The 25,215-nt window shown below is 62.8% G+C and carries 28 protein-coding genes, 3 tRNA genes and 1 pseudogene; 14 read left to right on the top strand and 18 right to left on the bottom strand.

What is annotated here, in order from left to right:
- A pseudogene (locus EOA49_RS17665) lies at positions 1-84 on the bottom strand (elongation factor Tu); the annotation flags it as partial.
- Positions 85-367: 283 nt separating this feature from the next.
- Between EOA49_RS17665 and EOA49_RS17670 the strand changes: the two are divergent.
- Complete coding sequence (locus EOA49_RS17670; RefSeq protein WP_127241949.1) at positions 368-1,255, top strand: DMT family transporter; 888 nt, start codon at positions 368-370, stop codon at positions 1,253-1,255.
- Positions 1,256-1,281: 26 nt separating this feature from the next.
- Here EOA49_RS17670 and EOA49_RS17675 read toward each other — a convergent pair whose 3' ends face one another.
- Together EOA49_RS17675 and EOA49_RS17680 are read right to left on the bottom strand one after the other, a co-directional pair.
- Positions 1,282-2,088, bottom strand: a complete 807-nt coding sequence (locus EOA49_RS17675) for a sulfotransferase family 2 domain-containing protein (protein WP_164747002.1) — start codon at positions 2,086-2,088, stop codon at positions 1,282-1,284.
- A 121-nt stretch (positions 2,089-2,209) separates the two neighbouring features.
- Positions 2,210-2,467 carry a GlsB/YeaQ/YmgE family stress response membrane protein gene (locus tag EOA49_RS17680; protein WP_067321514.1) on the bottom strand — a complete coding sequence of 86 codons (258 nt, stop codon included), beginning with the start codon at positions 2,465-2,467 and terminating at the stop codon, positions 2,210-2,212.
- A 126-nt stretch (positions 2,468-2,593) separates the two neighbouring features.
- Between EOA49_RS17680 and EOA49_RS17685 the strand changes: the two genes are divergently transcribed.
- The gene (locus EOA49_RS17685; protein WP_067321636.1) at positions 2,594-3,046 is read left to right on the top strand and encodes a YidB family protein; all 453 of its coding nucleotides are present in this window, start codon (positions 2,594-2,596) and stop codon (positions 3,044-3,046) included.
- 73 nt (positions 3,047-3,119) lie between these two features.
- Here EOA49_RS17685 and EOA49_RS17690 read toward each other — a convergent pair.
- Both EOA49_RS17690 and EOA49_RS17695 read right to left on the bottom strand, forming a co-directional pair.
- Positions 3,120-3,193, bottom strand: a tRNA-Gly gene (locus tag EOA49_RS17690).
- A 68-nt stretch (positions 3,194-3,261) separates the two neighbouring features.
- Positions 3,262-3,346, bottom strand: a tRNA-Tyr gene (locus tag EOA49_RS17695).
- Between the two features lie 200 nt (positions 3,347-3,546).
- Here EOA49_RS17695 and EOA49_RS17700 point away from each other — a divergent pair.
- Positions 3,547-4,410: an RNA methyltransferase gene (locus tag EOA49_RS17700; protein ID WP_127241947.1), complete on the top strand. Its 864-nt coding sequence runs from the start codon at positions 3,547-3,549 to the stop codon at positions 4,408-4,410.
- Between the two features lie 124 nt (positions 4,411-4,534).
- On the opposite strand, the gene EOA49_RS17705 is transcribed toward EOA49_RS17700, so the two are convergent.
- From EOA49_RS17705 to gcl, 3 genes are all read right to left on the bottom strand, one after another.
- Complete coding sequence (locus tag EOA49_RS17705; protein ID WP_127241946.1) at positions 4,535-5,419, bottom strand: 2-hydroxy-3-oxopropionate reductase; 885 nt, start codon at positions 5,417-5,419, stop codon at positions 4,535-4,537.
- A 195-nt stretch (positions 5,420-5,614) separates the two neighbouring features.
- Positions 5,615-6,412 carry a 2-oxo-tetronate isomerase gene (gene otnI / locus EOA49_RS17710; RefSeq protein WP_095828503.1) on the bottom strand — a complete coding sequence of 266 codons (798 nt, stop codon included), beginning with the start codon at positions 6,410-6,412 and terminating at the stop codon, positions 5,615-5,617.
- A gap of 28 nt (positions 6,413-6,440) precedes the next feature.
- Positions 6,441-8,222: a glyoxylate carboligase gene (gene gcl, locus EOA49_RS17715; protein WP_127217398.1), complete on the bottom strand. Its 1,782-nt coding sequence runs from the start codon at positions 8,220-8,222 to the stop codon at positions 6,441-6,443.
- Positions 8,223-8,423: 201 nt separating this feature from the next.
- Between gcl and bhcR the strand changes: the two genes are divergently transcribed.
- Positions 8,424-9,245, top strand: a complete 822-nt coding sequence (bhcR, locus tag EOA49_RS17720; protein ID WP_067321643.1) for an HTH-type transcriptional regulator BhcR — start codon at positions 8,424-8,426, stop codon at positions 9,243-9,245.
- A 162-nt stretch (positions 9,246-9,407) separates the two neighbouring features.
- Complete coding sequence (locus EOA49_RS17725) at positions 9,408-9,830, top strand: hypothetical protein (RefSeq protein WP_127217555.1); 423 nt, start codon at positions 9,408-9,410, stop codon at positions 9,828-9,830.
- A gap of 115 nt (positions 9,831-9,945) precedes the next feature.
- Here EOA49_RS17725 and EOA49_RS17730 read toward each other — a convergent pair whose 3' ends face one another.
- Positions 9,946-10,257 carry a BA14K family protein gene (locus EOA49_RS17730; RefSeq protein WP_066989901.1) on the bottom strand — a complete coding sequence of 104 codons (312 nt, stop codon included), beginning with the start codon at positions 10,255-10,257 and terminating at the stop codon, positions 9,946-9,948.
- A 271-nt stretch (positions 10,258-10,528) separates the two neighbouring features.
- Positions 10,529-10,696, bottom strand: coding sequence for a hypothetical protein (locus EOA49_RS17735; protein ID WP_082953745.1), 168 nt, complete (start codon positions 10,694-10,696; stop codon positions 10,529-10,531).
- Between the two features lie 151 nt (positions 10,697-10,847).
- Here EOA49_RS17735 and EOA49_RS17740 point away from each other — a divergent pair.
- Together EOA49_RS17740 and EOA49_RS17745 are read left to right on the top strand one after the other, a co-directional pair.
- Positions 10,848-10,923: transfer RNA gene (locus EOA49_RS17740), tRNA-Thr, on the top strand.
- A 69-nt stretch (positions 10,924-10,992) separates the two neighbouring features.
- The gene (locus tag EOA49_RS17745) at positions 10,993-11,196 is read left to right on the top strand and encodes a DUF2905 domain-containing protein (protein WP_095828506.1); all 204 of its coding nucleotides are present in this window, start codon (positions 10,993-10,995) and stop codon (positions 11,194-11,196) included.
- 55 nt (positions 11,197-11,251) lie between these two features.
- On the opposite strand, the gene EOA49_RS17750 is transcribed toward EOA49_RS17745, so the two are convergent.
- The gene (locus EOA49_RS17750) at positions 11,252-11,866 is read right to left on the bottom strand and encodes a TetR/AcrR family transcriptional regulator (protein WP_095801323.1); all 615 of its coding nucleotides are present in this window, start codon (positions 11,864-11,866) and stop codon (positions 11,252-11,254) included.
- A 92-nt stretch (positions 11,867-11,958) separates the two neighbouring features.
- On the opposite strand from EOA49_RS17750, the gene EOA49_RS17755 reads away from it, so the two are divergent.
- The 7 genes from EOA49_RS17755 (at position 11,959) to EOA49_RS17790 (ending at position 19,444) form a co-directional block, all read left to right on the top strand.
- The gene (locus EOA49_RS17755; RefSeq protein ID WP_127241911.1) at positions 11,959-13,032 is read left to right on the top strand and encodes a spermidine/putrescine ABC transporter substrate-binding protein; all 1,074 of its coding nucleotides are present in this window, start codon (positions 11,959-11,961) and stop codon (positions 13,030-13,032) included.
- A gap of 7 nt (positions 13,033-13,039) precedes the next feature.
- Entirely contained in the window at positions 13,040-13,885 is an 846-nt protein-coding gene (locus EOA49_RS17760; RefSeq protein WP_127241912.1) for an ABC transporter permease, read from the top strand.
- 2 nt (positions 13,886-13,887) lie between these two features.
- Positions 13,888-14,670, top strand: a complete 783-nt coding sequence (locus EOA49_RS17765; protein ID WP_127243273.1) for an ABC transporter permease — start codon at positions 13,888-13,890, stop codon at positions 14,668-14,670.
- Positions 14,667-15,731 (top strand): ABC transporter ATP-binding protein, encoded by a 1,065-nt coding sequence (locus tag EOA49_RS17770; protein ID WP_127240101.1) that lies wholly within the window; start codon positions 14,667-14,669, stop codon positions 15,729-15,731. The genes EOA49_RS17765 and EOA49_RS17770 overlap by 4 nt, the downstream gene beginning before the upstream one ends.
- A gap of 4 nt (positions 15,732-15,735) precedes the next feature.
- Positions 15,736-16,497 (top strand): MBL fold metallo-hydrolase, encoded by a 762-nt coding sequence (locus tag EOA49_RS17775; protein WP_127240100.1) that lies wholly within the window; start codon positions 15,736-15,738, stop codon positions 16,495-16,497.
- Positions 16,498-16,919: 422 nt separating this feature from the next.
- A complete protein-coding gene (locus EOA49_RS17785; RefSeq protein WP_067321550.1) occupies positions 16,920-17,693 on the top strand; it encodes an NAD kinase in 774 nt (257 codons plus the stop codon).
- A gap of 191 nt (positions 17,694-17,884) precedes the next feature.
- The gene (locus EOA49_RS17790; RefSeq protein WP_067321553.1) at positions 17,885-19,444 is read left to right on the top strand and encodes a DEAD/DEAH box helicase; all 1,560 of its coding nucleotides are present in this window, start codon (positions 17,885-17,887) and stop codon (positions 19,442-19,444) included.
- A gap of 108 nt (positions 19,445-19,552) precedes the next feature.
- Here the strand turns inward: EOA49_RS17790 and EOA49_RS17795 are convergent, their stop codons facing one another.
- From EOA49_RS17795 to EOA49_RS17825, 7 genes are all read right to left on the bottom strand, one after another.
- Positions 19,553-20,161, bottom strand: coding sequence for a hypothetical protein (locus tag EOA49_RS17795; RefSeq protein WP_095801316.1), 609 nt, complete (start codon positions 20,159-20,161; stop codon positions 19,553-19,555).
- A gap of 246 nt (positions 20,162-20,407) precedes the next feature.
- A complete protein-coding gene (locus tag EOA49_RS17800) occupies positions 20,408-21,058 on the bottom strand; it encodes an OmpA family protein (RefSeq protein ID WP_095783284.1) in 651 nt (216 codons plus the stop codon).
- Between the two features lie 100 nt (positions 21,059-21,158).
- Positions 21,159-21,527 carry a GFA family protein gene (locus EOA49_RS17805; protein WP_127240099.1) on the bottom strand — a complete coding sequence of 123 codons (369 nt, stop codon included), beginning with the start codon at positions 21,525-21,527 and terminating at the stop codon, positions 21,159-21,161.
- Positions 21,528-21,695: 168 nt separating this feature from the next.
- The gene (locus EOA49_RS17810) at positions 21,696-22,073 is read right to left on the bottom strand and encodes a hypothetical protein (protein WP_127240098.1); all 378 of its coding nucleotides are present in this window, start codon (positions 22,071-22,073) and stop codon (positions 21,696-21,698) included.
- A 299-nt stretch (positions 22,074-22,372) separates the two neighbouring features.
- Positions 22,373-22,798, bottom strand: coding sequence for a GFA family protein (locus EOA49_RS17815; protein WP_127240097.1), 426 nt, complete (start codon positions 22,796-22,798; stop codon positions 22,373-22,375).
- A gap of 48 nt (positions 22,799-22,846) precedes the next feature.
- A protein-coding gene (prfB, locus tag EOA49_RS17820) for a peptide chain release factor 2 (RefSeq protein WP_127240096.1) occupies positions 22,847-23,978 on the bottom strand; the annotation gives its coding sequence in 2 pieces (ribosomal slippage) (positions 22,847-23,911 and positions 23,913-23,978; 1,131 coding nt in all).
- A 127-nt stretch (positions 23,979-24,105) separates the two neighbouring features.
- On the bottom strand, positions 24,106-25,215 hold a 1,110-nt coding region (locus EOA49_RS17825; RefSeq protein ID WP_281058458.1), incomplete at its 5' end, for a penicillin-binding transpeptidase domain-containing protein.

The raw sequence follows: 25,215 nt of genomic DNA on the forward strand, positions 1-25,215 counted from the left end.
CAGCGACGTCTTGCCATGATCGACGTGGCCGATCGTGCCAATGTTCACATGCGGCTTGGTGCGCTCGAATTTACCTTTTGCCATAGTCTCTTTCCTTGGGCGGCCTTGACCTTCAGTTCAGTCGAATGCGGGGCGATTAGCGACAACGGCCGCAAAACACAAGTGCCTTGTGGTTGAGCGTTGTCTCGCTCGAGCCGAACCAATGATCTGATTTCAGGGGTATGGTGCGGATATAGGATCGCGACAGGCGAATTCAAATCCGCGCGTCTTGCCTCGGCTAGCCCATCGACAGTTTCGCGCGGGTAGACGCCAGATCGGCCGGAACTGGCCCATTGCCGCCCCGATCCGCCTCTGATTTCTTCAGCCAATGCAATTCCTTCCGGCAAATACCCGCGGCCCGCTGTTCATGATCGTCTCGACGGGATCCTACCTCGTCAATGACACGATGATGAAGCTCGCGACCGCAGGGCTGCCGCCTTATGAGGTGCTGCTGCTGCGTGGCGCGGCCGCCACACTGTGGGGCATGCCGCTGCTTTTCATGCTGGGCTATGGCAGGCAGATCCCGCTGCTGTTCGAACGCAAGGTGCTGCGCCGGAACCTTTGCGAGCTGGCGGCGATCCTTTGCTACGTCGTGGCGTTGGCCAACATGCCGATCGCCGATTCGACGGCGCTCGGGCAGATCACGCCGCTCATCGTGCTGGTCGGGTCCTCGCTCCTTTTCGGCGAGAAGATCGGCGCCGTGCGAATGGCGCTGATTAGCCTAGGCTTTGTCGGCGCCGTCATGGTGGCGCAACCGACGATGCAGGGCATTTCCATCTATGCCTTGCTGGCGCTGGGCAACGCGGCCCTGGCCGCGGCGCGCGACCTCGCCGGACGTAAGGTGGGCGCCGAGGTGCCCGGCATGATCGTCGCCATCTCCGCCGTGGTTGTCGTGCTGCTCGGCTCAGGTGTCGCACACCTTGTCTCGGAACAGTGGGTGATGCCGGAGGGCCGTCATCTCCTTTTGCTTGCCGGCGCCGGCCTGTTCCTGATCTTCGGTCACTTCTTCATCTTCATGGCCTATCGCGTCGGACCGACAAGCGCGGTGGCGCCCTTCTACTATTGCTTCACCGTCTGGGCGGTGATTTCCGGCCTTTTGGTGTTCGGGCAGCTCCCCAACACGCTCGCCGTCTGCGGCATTCTCCTGGTGATCGGCAGCGGCCTCGCCATCGTCTCGCTCGACGAGCGAAGGAGGCGCTTGAGCGTTGTGGCCTGAGGTCGTCCGGACTGAAAAGCTGAACGCTACAGCCCCACCCTTTTCTTCAACGGACGTTTGGCAAGGAATCCGACGAGGTTGCGCAGCGTCCGCGGGTAGACCAGACGGCCGTTGCGAAAAGCGGTCAGATCGCCGGCGACATGCAGCGAGGACGTCTCATCGGGATCGCCTTGGGGGATGCCTCCCCATCGTGCCGGATCGTAATAGTCGACAAGGAAACCGTAGTCGTAGCGGCAGAAGCGCATCGCCTTTCTGAACGCCGCGGGGGACAGATCCGATGGACTGACCTTGCCCCGGGCTGCCTGCAGCCGCGGCATAGAGACTGCCCTGCCGCTGACCGTGGACAGGAAGGCGCCGACCTTGTCCATGTCCTCGAATTTGAAGACGTGCTCGAACAGGAACAGGCTGGAACCGATGAAGCGGCGTGGCGAGGCGACGTGAAAGTGGATGTCCCCTGAGCACGCGCAGTATTTTTCGATGTTGAGGATGAAGGTATCGGGATCCGGGTTGGTCGGCAGCCCAAAGCTCTCGAGCAACTCGAGGTTGGGCGAGCGTGACCGTAGGACATCGGTGTCCAATATCCTGCTGGAATAAGCCGAGAGCAGCCGCTCCAGCGGATCACGAACGATCGTGAATTTACCGCTGAGGCCGTCATAGACCGGCTCGAACGGATCGGCCCAATTGGTTGCAATTTGACTGTGGACGTCGTTGTCCGGGTCAAGCAGAACGGCTTCCTTGCCGCCGAGCGCCATCAGCGCGTATTTGACGCTGCTGGTGCCGCTTTTCGGGATTGGATAATAGGTGACCGGAAGGCCTTGAATCTGGACCGCCATCGCCGTTCCGCCCCACGCCATCCAATGCCAATACGCAGCGCGGTCGCGTTCGACGACCAGCGCTCGGCTGACGATCCCACCACGGCGATCGAGCCGTGGTTTCGCCGATCGTTCGACCGTTCTACAGCGTGCGCCTGCCGGAGAACTGGTGATAGGCCCAGAGCACGACGACCGAGCCGATGACGGCGACAATCAGGCTCCAGATGTTGAGGCCGGTGACGCCCGATGCGCCGAAGGCGCTGAAGATCACGCCACCGACGATCGCGCCGACGATGCCGAGCACGATGTCCATGATCATGCCCTGACCGGTCTTGTTGACGATCTTGCTGCCGATGAAGCCGGCGATCGCGCCGAGAATGATCCAGCTGATGATGCCCATTTCTTCCCTCCAATCCCCCCGCTGCCAATCATTTTCATATGATTGTCAAAAGCTCAAGACAGCTTGAAAATCCCCCCGGTTGAGCCATTCTGGCGCCGGGTGGACTTGGTTGATAGGAGATCCATGATGGGCCTTTTTGACAACGCCGTTCCCGGCGGCAACATCACCAAACCCCTGATGATCGCGCTCGGCGCGCTGCTGGTCGGCAAGATGCTGAGCGGCAGAAGCGAGGAACAGCCGGCCGAAGCTCAGGCCCCCGCCCCAACTCCCGCCGGAACCTCCGCCGATGGCGGCCTGCTCGGCGGACTGGGCGGGCTGCTCGACAGACTGCGAGACGCCGGCCACGGCGGCGTAGCCGATTCCTGGGTCGGCACCGGCCAGAACCGGCCGATCAACGCCAACGATCTCGGCTCGGCGCTGGGGCCGGCGGTGATCCGCGAGATCGCGCAACGTACCGGTATGAACGAGCAGGAGCTGCTGCAGCAATTGTCCACGGCGCTGCCCGGCGTTGTCGACAAGCTGACGCCGAACGGCCAAGTGCCGCCGCAACATCAGGTGACATCGGCTTTCAACAGTTAAGCACAAGGCAGATCGAACACGCCGCGCGCCACGGGTGCTCGGCGTTCATTTGAGGCCTACGACGAAGAAAATCTGGAGCGGGTAGCGGGAATCGAACCCGCATATTCAGCTTGGAAGGCTGCTGCTCTACCACTGAGCTATACCCGCCTGCGCTAGCATCGGAAAACAGTGGCACACTTCCGGTGCTTTTCGTTTCAGGGCTTCCGGGCCGGCAGTGGTGGAGAGGGTTGGATTCGAACCAACGTAGGCTAAGCCAACGGATTTACAGTCCGTCCCCTTTAACCACTCGGGCACCTCTCCAGTCTGCCGCCGGAGCCATGCAACGAGGCATTTCAGCCGACCCGGAGCCCGAGTAAGGATCTTCTCCGAAATCAGCGATGCGCCTTATGGCGGCAAGGCCGGTGGGTGTCAACCGGCGCGGCCAGGGTTTTTCGAGGATGTTCGGCATTCGTCGCCGCAGCCCGTATCCTTAGCCGGCCGGGACGGTTATAGAGGCCGGCATGAGCGACAACAAAAGCAGCAAACCGGGCACCCCGAAGGATACCCACTACGCCAAGCTGAGGCGCGCGCATCGCGACCAGAAGGCGGGCGGCGCGCCGGCATTCCGGCCGCGCCAGCCGGTGCCGCCAGGCGAAGGCCCCGCCGACGGACTGGTGCGGCTTTACGGCCTGCACACGGTGCGGGCCGCACTCGACAATCCGCGACGCAAGATCAAAAGAATGCTGGTGACCCGCAACGCCGCCGAGCGTCTGGCGATCGGCGATCTTGCCGCCCTGCCCTTCAAGGCCGAGTTGGTCGAGCCGAAAGATATCGACAAAATCACCGGCTCGGACGCCGTGCATCAGGGCGTGCTGATCGAGGCGGAACCGCTTAAACCCAATCGCCTTGACACGCTCGGCGACACAAAGCTGGTGCTGGTGCTCGACCAGGTCACCGACCCGCACAATGTCGGCGCTATTCTGCGCTCGGCGGTGGCTTTCGGCGCCGGCGCGCTGATCACGACGGCCCGCCACAGCCCGCAGGAATCGGGCGTGCTGGCGAAATCGGCCTCGGGCGCGCTGGAGCACATCGACCAGATCGAGGTGAAAAACCTCGCCGACGCGCTGGGTCAACTGCACGATGCCGGCTTCCAGACGATCGGGCTCGATTCCGAGGGATCGGCGGAGCTGGAAAAGAGCTTCGCCGGAGGAAAAATTGCGCTGGTTCTGGGCGCCGAGGGCAAGGGCTTGCGCCAGAAGACGCGCGAGACGGTGACGGCGCTTGCCCGCCTGGACATGCCCGGCGCCATCCGCTCGCTCAACGTGTCCAACGCAGCGGCGGTGAGCCTTTATGCGGCCAGGAAATTCATAGCGAATAGCGAATAGCGAATAGCGAATAGCGAATAGCGAATAGCGAATAGCGAATAGCGAATAGCGAATAGCGAATAGCGAATAGCCGAAACACGGCGGCCCGTCGGCCTGCAAATCCCTATTCGCTACTCCCTATTCGCTAGGCCACTTCGTGGCCCGCCATCCGCTCCAGCGCCCTGACCAGCGCCGAGTGATCCTCCTTCGCCCCACCATTGGCGGCGCAGGAATTGAACAGTTGCTGCGTCGTCGAGGTGTTGGGGAGCGCAACGCCGAGCGCCTTGGCGCCTTCCAGCGCGAGGTTGAGGTCCTTCTGGTGCAGTTCGATGCGGAAACCGGGCGCGAAGGTGCGCTTGATCATGCGCTCGCCATGCACTTCGAGGATGCGCGAGGCGGCGAGACCGCCCATCAGGGCTTGGCGAACCCTTGCAGGATCGGCGCCGGCCTTCGAGGCGAAAACCAGGGCTTCGCCGATCGCCTCGATGGTGAGCGCCACGACGATCTGGTTGGCGACCTTGGTGGTCTGGCCGACGCCGTTCGGCCCGACCAGCGTGATGTTCTTGCCCATCTTCTCGAACACCGGCCTGGCGCGCTCGAACGCCTCTTCCTCGCCGCCAACCATGATGGTAAGCGAGGCTGCCTTGGCGCCGACCTCGCCGCCGGATACCGGCGCGTCGAGATAGTCGCAGCCGAGATCGTTGATCTTCTTGGCGAAGTCCTTGGTGGCGATCGGCGAGATCGAGCTCATGTCGATGACGAGCTTGCCTTTCGACAGAGCTGAAGCGACGCCGTTTTCGCCGAACAGCACATCCGCCACCTGCGGCGTGTCGGGCACCATGGTGATGATGATGCCGGCGGCGCTGGCCACCGCATCATGGCCGGTGACGGTCTTCAGCCCCTTGGCCGCGAGAGCGGCCGGCGGCTTCGAGCGATGGTCGCTGGCGATGACCGGGTAGCCGGCGTCGAGCAGATGCCCCGCCATCGGCGCGCCCATGATGCCGAGGCCAATGAAGCCGATGGTTTCCATTTTGCGGTCTCCTGAAGATCTTTGTCCGAATGGATCGAAGGCTGGCGCCGCCCCTCATCCGCCTGCCGGCACCTTCTCCCCGTGAAGGATGGGGAGACGGGGGACAAGCTCCAGCGCTGGCGACCCCCCTCTCCCCCGTTTTTCACGGGGAGAGGGTAAGGGTGAGGGGCAGCGCCGAGGCTGGTTGAGAAGCGCCTAAGCCGCCGCACTCCCCTGCCCGGCGAACTGCCGGAACCAGCCGAGTCCCACCTCCGTGCCGGCCTTCGGTTTGTATTCGGCGCCGATCCAGCCGGGATAGCCGAGCCGGTCGATATGGTCGTAGAGGAAGGGATAATTGATCTCGCCCGTCCCCGGCTCGTGACGGCCGGGATTGTCCGCAAGCTGGATATGCGCGATGCGGCCAAGGTTTGCCTCGATGGTACGGGCGAGATCCCCCTCCATGATCTGCATGTGATAAATGTCGTATTGCAGGAACAGGTTCTTCGAGCCGATGCGGTCGATCAGCGCCAGCGCCTGATCGGTGTAATTCAGGAAGAAGCCCGGAATGTCGCGAGTGTTGATCGGCTCGATCAGCAGCTTGATGCTGGCCTGCTCCAGCTTTTCGGCCGCGAAAGCGAGATTTTCGGCAAAGACGTTTTCCAAAGTAGTGCGATCGGCACCCTGCGGCGCGATGCCGGCGAGGCAGTTGACCTGCTCGCAGCCAACCGCGTGCGCATAAGTGATCGCCTTGGCGACGCCCTGGCGAAATTCAGGCACGCGGTCGGGCAGCACGGCAATGCCGCGCTCGCCCTTTGCCCAGTCGCCGGCCGGCAGGTTGAAGAGAACCTGCGTCAGGCCGTTCTTCTTGAGGCGAGCGGCAACAACGTCCGGCGCATGGTCGTACGGCCCGATATATTCGACGCCCTTGAAGCCGGCGCGGGCAGCGGCATCGAAACGATCTAGGAATTCGTGCTCCCCGAAGAGCATCGAAAGATTGGCTGAAAAACGCGGCATTCTTTTTGCTCCTTCTTTCCGCCGGACCTCAATCGAGCATCACGATCGCCGTCGGCGCATCCTCGTGGCTTTCGGCAAGCTCCTCGAATTCGGTGATCTTGTCGATTTCGGTGCCCATGGAAATGTTGGTGACACGTTCAAGGATGAATTCGAGAACGACCGGGACCTGGTGGTCCTTCATCAGCCGCTCAGCCTCTTTGAAGGCGCCGGCGAACTCTTCCGGCTTGCGCACGCGAACCGCCTTGCAGCCCATCGCCTCGGCGACCGCGACATGGTCGACGCCGTAGCCGGCCTCGGGATCGTTTGCCCGGTTGACGTTCTCGAAGGCGAGGCTCACCTCGTAGTCCATCGAGAAGCCGCGCTGCGCCTGGCGGATCAGCCCGAGATAGGCGTTGTTCACGACGACGTGGATGTAAGGCAGGTTGTGCTGCGCGCCGACCGCCAGCTCCTCGATCATGAACTGGAAGTCGTAGTCGCCGGAGAGCGCGACGATGGCGCGATCGGGATCCGCGGCGCGCACGCCGAGCGCGGCCGGCAGCGTCCAGCCGAGCGGGCCGGCCTGGCCGCAGTTGATCCAGTTGCGCGGCTTGTAGACATGCAGGAATTGCGCGCCGGCGATCTGCGACAGGCCGATCGTGGTGACATAGGTGGTGTCGCGGGCAAAAGCCTTGTTCATCTCCTCATAGACGCGCTGCGGCTTCAGCGGCACCTGCTCGAAATGCGTCTTGCGCTTCATGGTTTTCTTGCGCTGCTGGCATTCCTTCGCCCAGCCCGACCAGTCGCGCAGCTTGCCGGCCGTACGCCACTCGGTGGCGACGTCGAGCAGCATCTTCAGCGCCGCGCCCGCATCCGACACGATGCCGAGATCCGGCGCGAAGACGCGGCCGATCTGAGTGGGCTCGATGTCGACATGGATGAATTTCTTGCCCTTGGTGTAGACGTCGACCGACCCGGTGTGGCGATTGGCCCAGCGGTTGCCGATGCCAAAGACGAAGTCGGCTTCAAGCATTGTCGCGTTGCCGTAACGGTGCGAGGTCTGCAGGCCGCACATGCCGGCCATCAGCCGGTGATCGTCGGGGATCGCGCCCCAGCCCATCAACGTCGGAATGACCGGCACGCCGGTGACTTCGGCGAACTCGATCAGCAAATCGGAAGCATCGGCGTTGATGATGCCGCCGCCGGCGACGATCAGCGGCTTTTGCGCCTGGTTGAGCATTGCCAAACCCTTTTCGGCCTGGGCGCGCGTCATTGCCGGCCTGAAGGGAACCAGCGGCTCATAGGCCTCGATGTCGAATTCGATCTCGGCAAGCTGCACATCGAGCGGCAGGTCGATCAGCACCGGGCCCGGTCGCGAGGAGCGCATCAGGTGGAACGCCTTCTGCAGCGCCATCGGCACCAGATAGGGTTCCATGACGGTGACGGCCCATTTGGCGACGGGTGCTGCGATCGAAGCGATGTCGACGGCCTGGAAATCCTCCTTGTTGAGGCGAGCGCGCGGCGCCTGCCCGGTGATGCAGAGGATGGGAATGGAATCCGCCGAGGCGGAATAGAGCCCGGTGATCATATCGGTGCCGGCCGGACCTGAGGTGCCGATGCAGAGTCCGATATTGCCGGCCTTGGCGCGGGTAAAACCTTCAGCCATGTGCGAGGCGCCCTCGACATGGCGTGCGAGAACGTGGCGGATGGTGCCGCGCGCCTTCAGCGCCGAATAGAGCGGGTTGATCGCCGCGCCCGGCACGCCGAAGGCATTGGTGATGCCTTCTTTTTCTAGAACGAGAACCGCCGCGTCGACAGCGCGCATCCTGGCCATGTTCAGCCTCCACTTGGTTGGTTGGCTTTAGAATGCCAGCGCGTTCTCGATTTTTCAATTTTTTCAGAATATTTTTTCATTTCTAGAAAACTGTTGTACCTTGCTGAATTCACTGATCTTTTCCTTTTCCAGAAAATCGCCACGGGGGCCAGTGAAAAACTTTTTCATTGTGCTCCGCGCGAAATTGCGGAGAATGCGTGCATGGAAACCACGGAAAAACGCCAACGCGGCCGGCCGCGTGCCTTCAACGGCCCGCAGGAAGCGGCTTCAGTGCAGTCGCTCGACCGCGCGCTGCGCATCCTGGCGATCGTCGCGGACGCCAGCGGCTTGTCCTTGAGCGAGATCGCGGCGCGCAGCGGCATCGCCGCCTCAACGGCCTACCGCATGCTGACGACGCTGGAGAACCACGGCATGGTCGAGTTCGACTCGACCGACCAGCTCTGGTCGATCGGCGTCGAGACCTATCGCATGGGCGCCGCCTTCCTGCGCCGCCGCAAGCTGGTCGACCGCGCCCGCATCGTGATGCAGGAACTGATGGAAAAGACCGGCGAGACCGCCAATCTGGGCGTCGCCGAAGACGATTGCGTGGTTTTCGTCAGTCAGGTCGAGACGCATCAGGCGATCCGGGCCTTCTTCCGGCCGGGCACGCGCAGTTCCTTCCATGCGTCGGGCATCGGCAAGGCGGTGCTGGCGCATCTCGAGCCGGAGCGGGTCGCCGCCATCCTGCGCAAGGCCGGCCTGCAGCGCTTCACCGACAAGACGCTCTCCGACATCTCGGCGCTGGCTCATGATCTGGCGACCATCAAGCATCGCGGCTGGTCGGTCGACGACGAGGAACGCCATCCCGGCATGCGCTGCGTCGCCGCTGCCATCTTCAACGAGTTCGGCGAGCCGATCGGCGGCGTTTCCGTGTCCGGCCCGACGGTGCGGGTGACGCCGGAGCGCCTGGCCGAGATCGGTCCGCTGGTGCGCGAGGCCGCGGCCGAGGTGACGAAGATGATCGGCGGCGTGAAAGCCTACTGACTGCGACAGTTTTTGTTTGCGCATGACCCGGCGTCATGCGCCGGGCAGCGCGCACTTGGCCGCCATTCCGGGACGGCCAGACTAAACGTATCGCTGTACACCCTCGGCTGCATGGGCCCTGCCGTCTTGCCGCGGCGTTCGAATGCATGCGAAAGGGCGTGGATGCGGAAAACGGTTCAACTCTTGCTCGCCGCTTCACTTTGCGGATGCGCTGCCACGACACCGGTGCCGGACTCGAACGGGCAGCGCGTCGATTCCATACCGATCTCGCTCGCCCTCGAGGAGATCATTACCGCCGGCGTCCGCCAGTACTTGAAGGATCCAGTCTCGGCGAAGTTCGGGACGATGCTTGCCGGTGAGCGGACGTTGAACGGCCGCCATGAGATCGTGGTTTGCGGCTTTGTCGACGACAAGCGCTCGGCCGGCGGCTCCAGCGACGGCAAAGCCTTCATTGCCAAGGTCAACCCGGATGCCGGAAACAGCTTCGAACTTGTCGCGATGAGCGGTGAAACGTCTAATGCCGGGCTTGCCGTTGCCGGCGCTTGCCGCAGCGCGGGATTGGCGATCGAGGCCAAGACTTCGTAGCACCAAACGAAAAAGGGGCCGCGAAGCCCCCTTTCCGGTTGCCGAGACGGTGGCTCTCCTCTGTTTTACGCAATCCCGGACGGAAAACCGCTATGCGCTTTTCCTGGAATTGCTCTCAGAGGCGGCAGTAATGCGGATAGCCGTCGTAGCCGATGTAGGTGTTCGAGCCCGGATCGTAGCTGGCATAGCGGGCCATGCAGCGGCGAACATGCCAGGAACCGTGGTAGCCATCCTCGACATAGACCGTCCGCGGCTGCTGAGCGAGCAGGTTGCCCAGGACGAAGCCGCCAACGCCGGCGGCGATGCCGATGCCGAGCTCGCGGCGGTGATGATGGTCGTGAGCGGCCGAAGGCTGGACGGTGCCGGCCAGCGTGCCGGCGGCGACAGAGGTGGCGATAAGGGTCGAAACGAGCGTGCGCTTGAACATGATGATCTCCTTGGTTCCTGACCGAGGCGATCCATCCGCCTCTTGATCATCTGTCGTTGCAGCGCGGAAAAGGTTCGAAGTTTTTTTCTGATTTTTTTTGAGTGCCCGGAAGCGGCTCAAATCTTTCGGGACTGCTCCTATCTCTGATCGAGGCGACCATTCGCCTCTGGTGATCAGTTGTGGCGGAGCGGCGGCAAAAGGTTCGATGGATGGGTGAATGAGTGAATGGTCGAGAAAACGCCGCCTTTCACCATTAACCATTCACTCCCCTTCACCCCATTCCCGTCACGTGCCGCAGCCAGAAGGCCAGCACGATGAAGCCGATGATCGTGGTGACGCCCGTCCAGTCGATGTTGGCCTTCTTCAGATCGCTGACGGCCTTCATCAGGAGAAGCCAGGTCACGACGATGAGCGGTAGGATGATGACGAATCTGATCATGCGACACCCCGTTCGACGCGATTGCACCCGACAGAGATGTAGGAAGCGGCGCGCCTCTTTTCAGCATGCCGACTAAGCCAAGCGGTCCATTAGCAACCCAAAACGGAGTTTTGTCTTTACTGGCGCACGAAATGTGCTACCGGAGCGCCGTGCCCTTGTAGCTCAGCTGGTAGAGCAGCGGTTTTGTAAACCGAAGGTCGCGGGTTCGATCCCTGCCGGGGGCACCATCCTTCGCTCTGCGAGCTTTCGAAGCATCACTATATTCTGGCAATGCGCTATTTCCGGCAGGTGCTGCCATGTCGCGAACTCTGATCGTCATTGGCCTCAGCATAGTTGCCGCTGGCCTGCTGTGGCCATGGGTGACCAGGATCGGCCTCGGCAGGTTGCCCGGTGATATCGTGATCGAGCGCGAGAATTTCAGGCTCTACTTTCCGATCACCACGGGAATTCTGATCAGTGTCGTTCTCTCGACCATTCTGTGGCTGATCAACCGTCACTGAGTAGTTCGGCCGCAGCGCTTTGCTGAAAGCCCTCTACCCGCTCGCTCTTGATCTTCTATACGCCGATCGCAGCCACCAAGATCCGGTTCTGCCGCTTTATCGCCGCGCGCAGCTCCGGGATTTTCGCCTCGTCGCGCTTCACGAACTCGATGAACATCATGTTCATGTTGTTGAAGATCAACTCGCCCACCGCTGGGCCGTCGATGTCTGACCGCACCAGGCCGATCTCCTGCAGGCGGGCGATCAGCGCCCGGATCTGTTCGGTCAAGGCGCGGTCGAGCGCGGTATAGGCCTGGCCGAAAGGGCTGTCGGGCAATTGGGTCGAGATTGCCATCGCCTGCCGCCACATCTCCTTGCTCAGGTAATTGAGCGAGTGCTCGATATAGATGCCGATCAGCCTGTCGAGCGCGTCGCCGACATCGGCCGGCGGGCTGCCGACCACGCCTTGCCCGGCATTCAGCACCTCGTTGACCTCCATAGCGACGATGGCGCCGAGGATGTCACCCTTATTCTGGTAGTAATTGTAGATCGTGCCGATCGAGACCTCTGCCTGCGCAGCTATGGCCTCGATCTTGGCGCCTTCATAGCCGGCCTCACGGAAAAGCTCCGTCGCCGCATCGATGATGCGGCGGTGCCTGTCCGCCTTCTGCCGTGCGCGCAATCCGCTCATATCGGCCTCTCTGCCACAAAATCATAATTGACTCAATTTTAGAATTGGTTCAACTTTTCCTCAACAAGCCAGCAAGGCAGGGAGAACACTCGATGACTGTCCGGAATCCGCTTTCCAGCCTGAAGTCCCGTCTCGGAGCCGCCTGCGCTGCTGTGGCACTGCTCGCCGCTGGCGGCGCTCAGGCCGCCGATCTCAACGCGCTGATCTGGTGCGACCACTCCGATCCGGCGCTGCTGCAGCCCTTCGAGGAGGCCAACAACGTCAAGGTCAACGTCAAGGAATTCGAGGGCACAGGCGCAGGGCTCGCGATCGTCGATCAGTCGCAGCCGGGCGATTGGGACGTGATGGTGATCGATTCCATCGACGTACCGCGCGGTGTCGAGAAAGGCCTGTTCGAGCCGCTGCCGGAGGACAAGCTGCCTTTCGCCGACCTCTTTCCGGAAGTGAAGATGGACAAGTCCACCGTGGTCGACGGCAAGCGCTACGGCATCACCGAAAAGTTCGGCTACAACACGATCGGCTTCAACAAGACCAAGGTCGATCCGGCCGACATGCAGTCGCTGGCTTCGCTGACCAGCGACAAATACAAGGGCAAGATCGCGATCTACGACTATTACCTGCCGGTCATCGGCATGGCGGCTCTGGCGATCGGCAAGAAGACGGCCGACCTCACCGAGGCAGACCTGCCCGCTCTCAAGGCCGAGCTGCTCAAGATGAAGGCCAACGCCAAGCTGGTCGGGGAAGTCACCGCCAGCCAGACCGCGCTTGCGACCGGCGAGGTGGATGTCCTTGTCGGCGGCGGCGAGTGGGTGACGGCGGGGCTCGCCAAGGAAAACCCGGCGCTCGACTTCTCGATCCCCAAGGAAGGCGCGGTGCTGTGGTCGCAGTCGCTCGCCATGTTCAAGGAATCCAAGAACAAGGACATGGCGCTAAAATTCATCCAGTATATCCTGAGCCCGGAGGGCCAGGCGCGCCTTGCCACCTCCTCCTGCTACTGGGGCATGCCGTCCAACAAGAAGGCAGCGCTCACCGACGAGCAGAAGAAGATCCTGCGCTTCGACGAGCAGCCCGGCTTCCTCGCCCGCGCCCAGGCCTATCCGGCGCCGAACGCCGATCTCGACAAGAAGATGCAGGACATGTGGACCGAAATGCTGCAGGCGCAGTAATCGGCCGATGAGCGTTGCCGGAAGCAACCTGCGTGCCCTGCCCTGGGCGCTGGTCACGCCGGCGCTGGCTTGGACGCTTCTGTTCTTCGTGCTGCCCTTCGTCGCCATGGGATTGTCGAGCCTGACGGCGCATGAAGGCGGCGGCTTCACTTTGGCCAATTACAGCCAGTTCTTCACCGATCCATCCTACTGGCGGGCGATGGTGAACTCGCTGGAGGTGACCGCAATCGTCACCGTGATTTCGATCGTGCTCGCCTATCCATTCGCCTGGATCCTTGCCGAAAAAGTGCCGGAGCGCTGGCAGCGATTGGCACTGATGCTCGCCGTGCTGCCGTTCTGGACGTCTTACGTCGTGCGCTCCTATTCCTGGCTGCTCGTGCTGGCGCAGAACGGCGTCATCAATCGGGCGCTCACCGGCATCGGCTTGGTCGCGGAGCCGCTGCAGCTTGCGAACACTCGGTTCGCTACCGTCACCGGCTTCGTCCACTTCTTCGTCATGCTGCTGACGCTCACCATCTTCGCCAATCTGAAACAACTCAGCCCGAGCTATCGCAAGGCGGCCGCCGACCTCGGTGCCGGGCCGGTGCGGACCTTCCTGCATGTCGTGCTGCCGCTGACCCTGCCCGGTATCATGGTCGGGGCTTTCCTCACCTTCGTACTCTGCATCGGCGACTACATCACGCCGCAGATCCTCGGCGGCAACAACGAGCTGGTCATGCCGCAGCTGGTCATGATGCAGATCGGCCGGCGCGGCGATTTTCCGCTGGCCTCGGCGCTTTCGATCATCCTGATGGCCGTCGTCACCGTCGCCTATCTCGCCTGCGCCCGCTGGCTGAAGATCGAGCGGGCTTGACCATGCGTGCTGCCGTCCGCCTCGCCGCCTGGCTCTACGCGATCGCCGTCTACGGCTTCATCTTCCTGCCGGTGGTCGTGCTGATACTGTTCTCGCTGCAGGCGACCTCTTTCCCCATCCCGCCTTTCACCGGCCCGTCGCTGCGCTGGTACCAGGCGGTGCTGTCCGATGCACGCCTCACCTCCGCGCTGGTCAATTCGCTGCTGGTGGCGGTGCTGTCCTCGCTCGCATCCGTCACGCTCGGCTTCCTTTCCGCCTGGGGTTTCGCGCGCTTCGTGCTGCCGGGCTCGGCCCTGCTGCGCGGGTTGATCACGCTGCCGCTCACCGTCAGCTATCTGATCATCGGCATGGGGCTGCTGGTGCTGTTCAACTGGGCCGGCGTGCCGAAATCGCTCATCGCCGCCGGCATCGGCCATGTGGTGATCAACCTGCCGCTCTGCTTCGCCATCATCTATAGCCAGATGGGCGACCACCAGATCAACATCGAGCGCGCCGCGCGCGACCTCGGCGCTCCCGAATGGAAGGTGCTGCTGATGATCACCGTGCCGGTCATGGCGCCGGCGATCTTCGCCGGCTTCTTCCTGTCGATGACCTTCTCCTGGGACGAGTTCGTCATCTCCTACCTGCTCACCCGTTTCGAGACGACGCTCCCGGTCGAGATCTGGAACCTCTTGCGCTCCGGCCTCAATCCCAAGACCAATGCCGTCGGCTCGCTGGTCTTTGCGGTCTCGATTGTGCTCGTGGTGCTGTTCGAATTGACCCTGGTGCGGAGAAAGCCGGCATGACCACCCCTTTGGTCGACATCCGCAACGTCTCGCATCGTTTCGGCCACCTCGCCGTTTTGAAGAACGTCTCGCTCGCGATCGAGCCCGGCACCTACACGATCCTCCTCGGCCCGTCGGGCTCCGGCAAGACGACGCTCCTTTCGATCCTTGGCGGCTTCGTCACCCCCAGCGAAGGCAAGGTGTTCATCCGCGGGCAGGACTGCACCGCCGTGCCGCCAGCCAAGCGACCGACGGCGACCGTCTTCCAGGACTACGCGCTGTTCCCGCATATGAGCGTCGGTAAGAATGTCGGCTTCGGGTTGCGCATGCAGGGCGTCGATGGCGCGACGCGGACGGCAAAGGCACGCGAAGCGCTCGCCCTCGTCGGGCTTGCAGCCTCCTTCGACAAGAAGCCGCACCAGCTCTCCGGTGGCCAGCGCCAGCGCGTGGCGCTGGCGCGCGCGCTGGTCATCGAGCCGGCGGTGCTGTTGCTCGACGAGCCGCTCGGCGCGCTGGATCTTAAGCTGCGCCGGCAGATGCAGGACGAGTTGAAAGCGATCCAGAAACGAGTCGGCACCGCTTTCGTCCATGTCACGCACGACCAGGAAGAAGCGATGGCCCTGGCTGACCATTGCGTGGTGATGAATGACGGGCGCATCGAGGACGAAGGACCGCCCGAGCGGGTCTATGCGCGGCCGAAGACTCGCTTCTCGGCGACCTTCATGGGCGAAAGCACGATTCTTGCCGGCAAAGCCGGCGAAACACAGGATGGACGCTTCGCAGTGGCGACCAGGCTCGGGCCGATCTCGCTGCCCGGCACGGCGCCGGCTGGCGCGGCTGTGGCGCTTGCCATCCGGCCCGAGCACCTCATCCTTGCGGGAGCGAAAGGCGACGTTGCGCTCGGCACCGCCAGAGTGAGCGACGTCGTCTACCAAGGGAGCTTCAAGCGGGTGCTCGCCACCTCGGCGCAGGATCCTACATTGCAGTTCATCGCCAAGGCACCAGCTCCCGCGACCGTCCAGGCCGGCGACACGGTCGCGGTTTCATGCAATGCTCAAGACATCATCCTGCTGGCGGACTGATCCAATGAGCATGCTTCCGGTCATCGAGGCTCCGGACTGGTACGAGGCCATCCGCATGGGCGACGACGTCACGCTCATCCATGAGCCATGGATAAAGCCGTTCTTCCGCTGCAACATCTGGCATGTGCGCGGCCGCGACCGCGATCTTTTGTTCGATACCGGCCTCGGCCATGTCAGCCTGCGGCGCCATGTGCCGCTGGTCACCGAAACCAAGCTTGTCTGCGTCGCCAGCCACACGCATTTCGACCACATCGGCTGCCACCACGAATTTCCGGATCGCTGCGTGCATTCGGCTGAAGCCCAGATCCTTGCCGATCCGCGCAACGAGTGGACGGTCGCCGACCGCTACGCGACAGACGAGATGTTCGACGGCATGCCCGACGGATGGGATACGGCCAGCTACCGCATCCCGCCTGCGCCGGCCAACCGGCTGCTTGAGCATGGCGACGTTGTCGATCTCGGCGATCGTGCCTTCGAGGTCATCCACACGCCTGGCCACTCACCCGGCGGCATCGCGCTCTACGAGCGAAAGACCCGCATGCTCCTGTCGGGTGACATCGTCTATGACGGGCCGCTGATCGACGACGTCTACCACTCCGATATCGGCGACTATGTCGAGACGCTGCTTGCCATGCGCAACCTCGACGTCTCGGTCGTGCATGGCGGTCATTTCCCGAGCTTCGGCAAGGTGCGCTACCGCCAGGTGATCGACGAGTATCTCGCGCAGAAGCGGCAGGCGGGCTGTCACCTGCTGCAGAACCGCTAGCGCTTTAAAGCGCCCTTTGCGGACAGGGCATCCCGGCGGCGTCGCCGCAGCGGGAGGCCGTCGGATGCGGCCGCTGGCTCATCTCCTCCGAGTGGCGCACAAGCTCGGCGAACATGAGGGCGAAACTTCCCATCATCAGGAAGACTATGATCAGACGCGTCACCGGCAATAGACAGGTCTCTCGACTGGCCAGCCCCCGCCAACCCATCCACTGCCGGCTAACATGATCGATCCGGCTTTACGAGTGTTTAAGCCTGGTCTTAACCATTACAGCCATCACATTCGTTGCATGGCTGTCACGAAGCGCGAGCGCCAACGCCTATCCGCATGGCGGGGCGCACCGCCCTTTGCAGATGCGGTCGGCGCATGCTACGCCGTCGCCTGCGCGACCGGCAGGCGGTAGCGGTCGCCGTTCGGGATCCATGAGCAAAGAAACCAGCCGTTTCGCCTTCGTCTCTTCCGACACCGACGACGCCCGCGCGGCGCTGGAAACCTTGTCGGCGCGCTATGGGCAAATACCTGTCGCCGAGGCGGAGATCATCATCGCGCTCGGCGGTGACGGCTTCCTGCTGCAGACGCTGCGCGACACGATGAGCACGGGCAAGAAGGTCTACGGGATGAACCGTGGCACCATCGGCTTCCTGATGAACGAATATCGCGCCGGCGGTCTCGATGAACGCATTTCGAAAGCGGTATCCGAGACGATCCGCCCACTGGAAATGCAGGCGGTGACTCACGAGGGCGAAACGATCTCGGCGCTGGCGATCAACGAAGTGGCGCTTTGGCGCCAATCCTATCAGACCGCGAAAATACGCATCACCGTCGACGAGCAGGTGCGGCTGGAGGAATTGAACTGCGACGGCGTCATGATCGCGACACCCGCTGGTTCGACAGCCTACAATCTGTCGGCGCACGGGCCGATCCTACCGCTCGACGCGCCGCTTTTGGCGCTGACGCCGGTCAGCCCCTTCCGGCCCCGGCGCTGGCGCGGCGCGCTGCTCTCCAACAAAGCGATCGTGCGCTTCGACATATTGGAGTCGGAAAAGCGCCCGGTGAACGCCGCCGCCGACCACACCGAGGTCAAGGCGATCGCCTCTGTCACGGTGCGGGAATCGCCGACCGCGACGGCGACGTTGCTGTTCGATCCCAATCATTCATGGAACGAGCGTATTCTTGCCGAGCAATTCCGCTATTGAGCCGGTAGAAGACAATAACCCCGATTAAGCATCGCAATTAAGGTTACGTGTTCACAATCCGCCGGATTCCCGGCCGTTTCTGTTGACAAATCGCGGGCTTGCGCCTAACTGCAACCCGATCTTGCAGGCGCGCGGCGCCCGCCGCAACGCGTGTTGCGATTTTTCCCGAACCAGCCAAAGACAGCCACAACTTGTCCGCAGACACTCAGACCGCTCAAGAAGCGTTGACGTTCACAGACCTCGGCCTGTCGCCGAAGGTCCTCTCCGCAGTCACCGATGCCGGCTACACCAAGCCTACCCCGATCCAGTCCGGCGCCATTCCGCATGCGCTGCTCGGGAAGGATGTGTTGGGCATTGCGCAGACAGGCACCGGCAAGACCGCTTCCTTCGTGCTGCCGATGCTGACCCGGCTGGAAAAGGGCCGTGCGCGTGCCCGGATGCCGCGCACGCTGATCCTCGAGCCGACACGCGAGCTCGCCGCCCAGGTTGAGGAAAACTTCGTCAAATACGGCAAGAACCACAAGCTCAACATCGCGCTGCTGATCGGCGGCGTCTCCTTCGAGGAGCAGGACAAGAAGCTGGAGCGCGGCGCCGATGTGCTGATCGCCACGCCCGGCCGGCTGCTCGACCACCGCGAGCGCGGCAAGCTCTTGCTCAACGGCGTCGAGATCCTCGTCATCGACGAGGCCGACCGTATGCTCGATATGGGCTTCATCCCGGATATCGAGCGCATCTGCGAGATGATCCCGTTCACGCGCCAGACCTTGTTCTTCTCGGCGACCATGCCGCCGGAAATCACCAAGCTCACCGAGAAATTCCTGCATGCGCCGGTGCGCGTCGAGGTATCCAGAGCCGCTTCCACCGCGACCAGCATCACGCAGCGCCTGGTGAAGTCAGGCTCCAAGCCGTGGGACAAGCGCGAGACGCTTCGCAATCTCATGCGGGCCGAAGAGTCCGATCTGAAGAACGCCATCATCTTCTGCAACCGCAAGGTCGAAGTGTCGGAGCTTTTCCGCTCGCTGCTGAAGCATGATTTCGACGCCGGCGCGCTGCATGGCGACATGGATCAGCGCGCCCGCATGCAGATGCTTGCCAATTTCCGCGATGGCAAGCTGCGTTACCTCGTCGCCTCGGACGTCGCCGCCCGCGGCCTCGATATTCCAGACGTCAGCCACGTCTTCAACTACGACGTGCCGATCCATGCAGAGGATTATGTCCACCGTATCGGGCGCACCGGCCGGGCCGGCCGCTCCGGAAAATCCTTCACCATCGCGACGCGCTCCGACACCAAATATGTCGACGCCATCGAAAAGCTGATTGGCACCAAGATCGAATGGCATGACGGCGACCTGTCAACGGTCGCCGAGAGCGAAGGCGAAGAAGCGCCTCGCCGTGGCCGCGGCGCGCCGCGGCGCGCCGGTCGCAAGGACGAGGACCGCAAGAGCCGTGGCGAGCGCAAGAAAAGCGCGGACCGCCACGCCAGGCACAGCGACGACGAGACGCCGGAGACACCACGCGAAGAGCAGCCGGTGGCCGAGATTGCCGATATTGCCGAGCGCCGCGCCCGCAAGGATGCGATCCGTTCCGAGAACGACCGCAAGGGTTCCGACAACCGCAACGAGCAGCGCGGGGCTTCCCGTCCTCAGCGCGACCACAGCCGCCCTGGCCGCCACCGCCATGAAGAGGACGACGCGACCGTCGGCTTCGGCGATGACGTGCCCGCCTTCATGCGCATCGTCGCGAAGGTCTGACCTCAATACCGCGTCGGCAACAACGAGGCGGCCCCGAATGGGGCCGTTCCTCTACTGCCGCTTCGCTTGAAGGATACAAGCGCTTTGCCGGGATTGTCCTGCTGCTGCCTACATCGGCCCGGGCATCATCTTGGTCGGCTTCTCCAGCATCGGAAACTCGGCGTTGCTGCATTTCACCTTCGGGTTCGTCGGGCTGAACATGCCGTTCGGATTGTCCCTGAACAGCCAGGCGTGAAGATCGTAATGGACGAACTCCTTCGGGATGAGCGGATAATGCCCCTCCATCGGACCCATGAATTTCTGGCCAAATAGGCTCGGTGGTTCCTTGACATCCGGGGTCAAGGGCACCAGCCATTCTACGCCGACCAATTTCAAGCCTTCCTTGGTCGGTTCGTAAATGAGCACGTTGGGCTTCATCGGGTCGAGCTTCTGGCCGACGCTCGGAACGTTGACGAAATGGATGCCCATGGCGCCCTTCGGATATTCCATCGTGCCCGGAATCTTCTCGCCCGAGTAATAGACGCAGCCGACGGTCGACAGATAGAGGTCGCGAACGGCGGCCGTGTAGTCCTCATATTTGGCCAGCGATTTTTTCAGAGCTTCGATGTCGGCCTTGTTGGCGTCTTCGGCCCGGGCCGTGGCGGCTCCAACCCATGCGCCCAAGAGGCCAGTTAAAACGAGGACGCCGCAGCGCCCAAGGCGAGTCGTTCTTGTCATGCATTCCTCCCAGATTCTTGAACTGGCCGTGCAAGACCGAGGCGGAAAAATGCTGATTGCGCGGCCGGTTGTACCGCCTCGTCCCCGCTGGACAGCGTCGATGCTAGTCCTTTCCAAGGCGATGGAAAGGCATCAATTAGAACTAGCTGAGGCCCCGACGGCCTTTCCCATCTCGAGGTCAAAAACAAAACGGCCCTCGCGGGGCCGTTTTGCATAGTAGAGTAGTTCTCCTGGCAGCAGCTTCTATCAAGTCAGCGGCGACAGCTGGATCTCGACGCGACGGTTCTGGGCGCGACCGGCGGCCGTCGCGTTGGAAGCGACCGGACGTGTCTTGCCGAAGCCGGTGACGGCGAAGCGGCGGGAATCGACGCCCTGGCCCGACAGGTAGTTGGCGACGGCCAGCGCACGGCGCTGCGACAGGTCGAAATTGTGCTCGTCGCCGCCGGTCGAGTCGGTGTGGCCGAAGACGTCGACGGTCGTCTGGCGGAACTTGTTCAGCACCAGCGCCACCGAGTTCAGCACCGGGTAGAAGCCCGGCTTCACCGCGTCCTGGTCGACGTTGAAGGTGATGTCGGACGGCATGTTGAGAATGATCTGGTCGCCGCTGCGGGTGACGCTGACGCCGGTGCCCTGCAGCTGACGGCGAAGCTCGGCCTCGTTCTGGTCCATCGTCGCGCCGATCGCGCCGCCGGCAAGGGCGCCGATGCCCGCACCGATCAGCGCGTTGCGGCGGTCGTTGCCGCCGGCCAGCAGACCAAGGCTGGCACCCGCCAACGCGCCGAGGCCGGCGCCGGCCGCGGTGTTGGAGATCTTCTGGTCGCCGGTATACGGATCGGTGGTGGTGCAGGCGCTCACGAGCACAGCCGTCGCCACGGCGACGAGCACGGTCTTCTTCATAAGATTGTCCCTCTCCAAATCGCGGCCGTTGCAGCCGCGCCAAATCAGCCCTTCCGCACGCGTTGTACCATGAATTGCGGCAAAAAGCGGAACGGCAAAGCTACCAGAGGTTCTTGCCGTCGATCACCACCACTTCGACCCTGTCCAGGTCGAAGTCGTCGAACAGGCGAGAGTTGACGCTGATCCTCGGGTTGTCGAAGTCGGGCTGGCCCGTCGACCAGTCCGGCGTTTCGGTGAAGGTGCCGCAGCCGCAGGTCGAGCAGAAACCATGCTTTATGGTTTTCGAGCCCCAGCGGTAGAAGGAGACGTTCTCAGGCGGGCAGGTGAGCTTGAATTGCGACGGGACGTAATAGGCCCAGAGCGACCCGCGCTTGGAGCAGAATGAGCACGTGCATTGCGTCACCGTCTGCGGCGCCTCGGAGACTTCGAAAGTCGTGGCCTTGCAGTGGCAGCTTCCCTTGATGATCATGGATCTCTCCGTTGTCCGCCGCCCGCCCCGCACAGTTCCGTGCGGAAGACGCGGCGGAACTTCCGTGGCAGCAAGGCAACATAAAGACGTCGTCCTGACAACCGTTCGTCAGCAGGCGCGGCAGCGCCCGGTCGAGAGCTCACATGGCACTGCCTGGCCGCGGCAATCCTAGTAAGAGGGCGGCGGCACGAACAGGCAGATGGTCTTGCCGGCGTCCAATCCGGCCTGGTGCGCGCACCAGTGATATTCGCCATCAGGCGAATCCTTGACCCGCTTGTCGCTGTAGGCCACCACCTCGCCCGTGCCTTTTATCACATAGCCTTCCGGCCGCTCGCCGATCGATGTCTGTGGCACCTCCTTGCAGTCGTAGTTGGCGCAGCAGGCAAAGGGATAGCTCCAGGCTTGCGGAAGCACCGCCGTAGGTTTGGCGTCGTGCGCGACGGCAGTAGCGGTCAGCATCATGGTCCCGAAGGTGGCGAACAGGGAAAACAGGAGCCGGCCGGCCGGGCGAACGGCTCGGGCCGATCTTGACGTGGCAGCAGACATCGAAGCGTTCCTTTCGAGCATCAAGCGTTTTGTCGCTTGCCCGTTCCCGGAACGTGTCTTCCCAGTGGCCGGATCGTCAGTCGCAGATATGCCGCGTCCGGCCATACATGCTTCTATACCCAGCCCGAATGCTGGGCTGATTCCTTGGCCGGCGCAAGAACTGGGCGTGCCCTCGGAATCGCACCGGGGTTCAGCAGCGGCCGCAGAAAAGGGTGCGCCGACTTGGTTAACAATAACTACGACAAGCCTGCGACCAGGGGTGCCTAAGAACGAAATTCTGCCGACGGAAGTTCCGACCGTCAGCCGGTGACATGTTCACGATATTGCGGCAGGTCGTCCGTAATCGTGAACCATGGCGCCTTGGAACCGACGAAGATATGTGCACTTGGGCGAATGCTCGGATCGCCCGTCAGGGTTCCCATGGCAACATGGACGTAGGCACCCTCCCGCACCAAGGAGTAGAGCAAGGAGCCGCACTGCCCGCAATGCGCGTCGTGGCCGCCGGCATCGCCATAGATCAGCAGCCTGTCGTCGCCCGCGATGAGATGAAACTTGTCGCGCGCGATGCCGGCAATGGGCTTGAAAGCCGACCCTGTGGTACGGCGGCAGTTCGAGCAATGGCAATTCACCGCGTAGGCGAATTCATCGGTCACCTCGTAGCGGACGGTGCCGCAGAAGCATTGCCCGGCAAGCGTACGAGCACCTGCCTTTTCCGGATTTGCCAAGGTCTCACCCCCTGCCAGCCGCCACCCGGCGGAAAGTTTTCGGAATACCTAGTCGAGGTCCGCCATCGCCTCACCTGCACCGCCCTCGATGCGATGCGACAGCGAGGCCTCCATGAATTCGTCGAGATCGCCGTCGAGCACGCTTGACGGGCTGGTGTTTTCGACGCCGGTGCGCAGATCCTTCACCAGCTGATAGGGTTGGAGGACGTAAGAACGGATCTGGTGGCCCCAGCCGATATCGCTCTTCGACGCCTCGGTGGCGTTCGCCACGGCCTCGCGCTTTTTCAGCTCTTCCTCGTAGAGCCGCGAGCGCAGCATCTCCCAGGCCTTAGCCCGGTTCTTGTGCTGCGAGCGTTCGGCTTGGCAAGCAACTGCGATGCCGGTCGCGAGATGGGTGATGCGGACCGCCGAGTCGGTGGTGTTGACGTGCTGCCCGCCCGAGCCGGACGAACGATAGGTGTCGATGCGCACGTCGGATTCCGAAACGTTGATCTCGATCGTGTCGTCGATGACGGGATAGACCCAGACGCTGGCGAAGGAGGTGTGGCGGCGCGCATTGCTGTCGTAGGGCGAGATGCGCACCAGGCGGTGAACGCCGGATTCCGTCTTCAGCCAGCCATAAGCGTTGTGCCCCTTGATGAGCACGGTGGCCGACTTGATGCCGGCCTCTTCGCCTTCATGGACTTCCAGCACCTCGACCTTGAAGCGGCGCCGCTCGGCCCAGCGCGTGTACATGCGCAAGAGCATCGAGGCCCAGTCCTGGCTCTCGGTGCCGCCGGCGCCGGCATGGATTTCAAGATAGGTGTCGTTGGCGTCCGCCTCGCCCGACAACAGGGTCTCCACCTGACGGGCCTTGGCCTCGCCCTGCATCGAACGCAGCGCCGCTTCGGCTTCGGCGACGACGCCCTCGTCGCCCTCTTCCTCGCCGAGTTCGATCAGGCCGATATTGTCCTCGAGCGCCTGGGTCAGGCCTTTGACCGCCGCGATCCCCTCATCGAGGCTCTGGCGCTCCCGCATCAGCTTCTGCGCTTCCGCAGGGTCGTTCCAGAGGCTGGAATCCTCCGCGCGCGAGTTCAGATATTCAAGCCGCTTGAGGGCCGGATCCCAGTCAAAGATGCCTCCTCAGCAGGGTTATCGCCTGCCTGATCTCGTCGACAATGTTCTGCGTTTCCGCGCGCATGGCTCTTCGTTCTGTCCTGTTCTTGTCGTTCTTTTCGGAATCGGCGCGATACATAGGCACGGCACCGACGCCTGTAAAGCGAAATGGGCCGGCGTTAAGCTGCCGGCCCATTCGAAACCTGGGGAAGTCAGTAAAGGCCGCCGCCACCGTCCTGGATGGCCTGATTGGCCTGCGGCGACAGCGCGCCGCCGGCACCATTGGAGCCGTCCGCGCCCATGCCGATGACCCAATAGCTGTCGGCCGGGCCGGTGCCGGGCTTGAACGCCTCGATGATGGTGTTGGGGTCGCCTTCGGCCGCGCGCATGCCGGTCTTGCGGTTGATGGCGATCAGCTTCATGCCTTCCGGAACCTGGAAGTCGACATTGGGCGTGCCGTCGAGCGCGACGCGCATGAAGTCCTTGAAGATCGGCGCGGCGAGGCCACCACCCGTGGCCCCCTTGCCCAGGCCGCGCGGCGTATCGTAGCCCATATAGAGGCCGACGACGAGGTTCGGCGTGAAGCCGATGAACCAGGCGTCCTTCTCATCATTGGTGGTTCCGGTCTTGCCGGCGATATGGCGGCCGAGCTCGGCGATGGTGGCGCCGGTGCCGCGCTGCACCACGCCCTCCATCATTGAGGTGATCTGGTAGGCCGTCATCGGATCGAGCACCTGCTCGGAATTGTCGACCAGTTCCGGCTCGGGCTGGTTCTTCCATTCGGCGGCGTTGCAGCCCTCGCAGCCGCGTTCGTCCTGCTTGAACACGGTCTTGCCGTAGCGATCCTGGATGCGGTCGATCAGCGACGGTTTGATCGACTTGCCGCCATTGGCCATAATCGAATAGGCGGACACCATGCGCATGACCGTCGTCTCGCCGGAGCCCAGAGCCATCGGCAGATAGGGCGCAAGATGATCGTAAACGCCGAAACGCTCGGCATATTCGACGACCAGCTTCATGCCCATGTCGTTGGCCAGCCGCACCGTCATCAGGTTGCGCGACTTCTCGATGCCCGAGCGCAAGGTGGCCGGGCCGGCGGCCGTGCCGTCATAGTTCTTCGGCGTCCAGGTCGTGTTGCCGCTCTGGATGGTGATCGGCCCGTCCATGATCACGGAAGCCGGCGTGTAGCCGTTGTCGAGCGCCGCCGAATAGACGATCGGCTTGAACGAGGAGCCCGGCTGGCGCATCGCCTGGGTAGCGCGGTTGAACTCCGACTGCGCGTAGGAGAAGCCGCCGACCATGGCCAACACACGCCCGGTATG

This window comes from Mesorhizobium sp. M1A.F.Ca.IN.020.04.1.1 (assembly GCF_003997315.1).
In the GTDB taxonomy this organism is placed as follows: Bacteria; Pseudomonadota; Alphaproteobacteria; order Rhizobiales; family Rhizobiaceae; genus Mesorhizobium.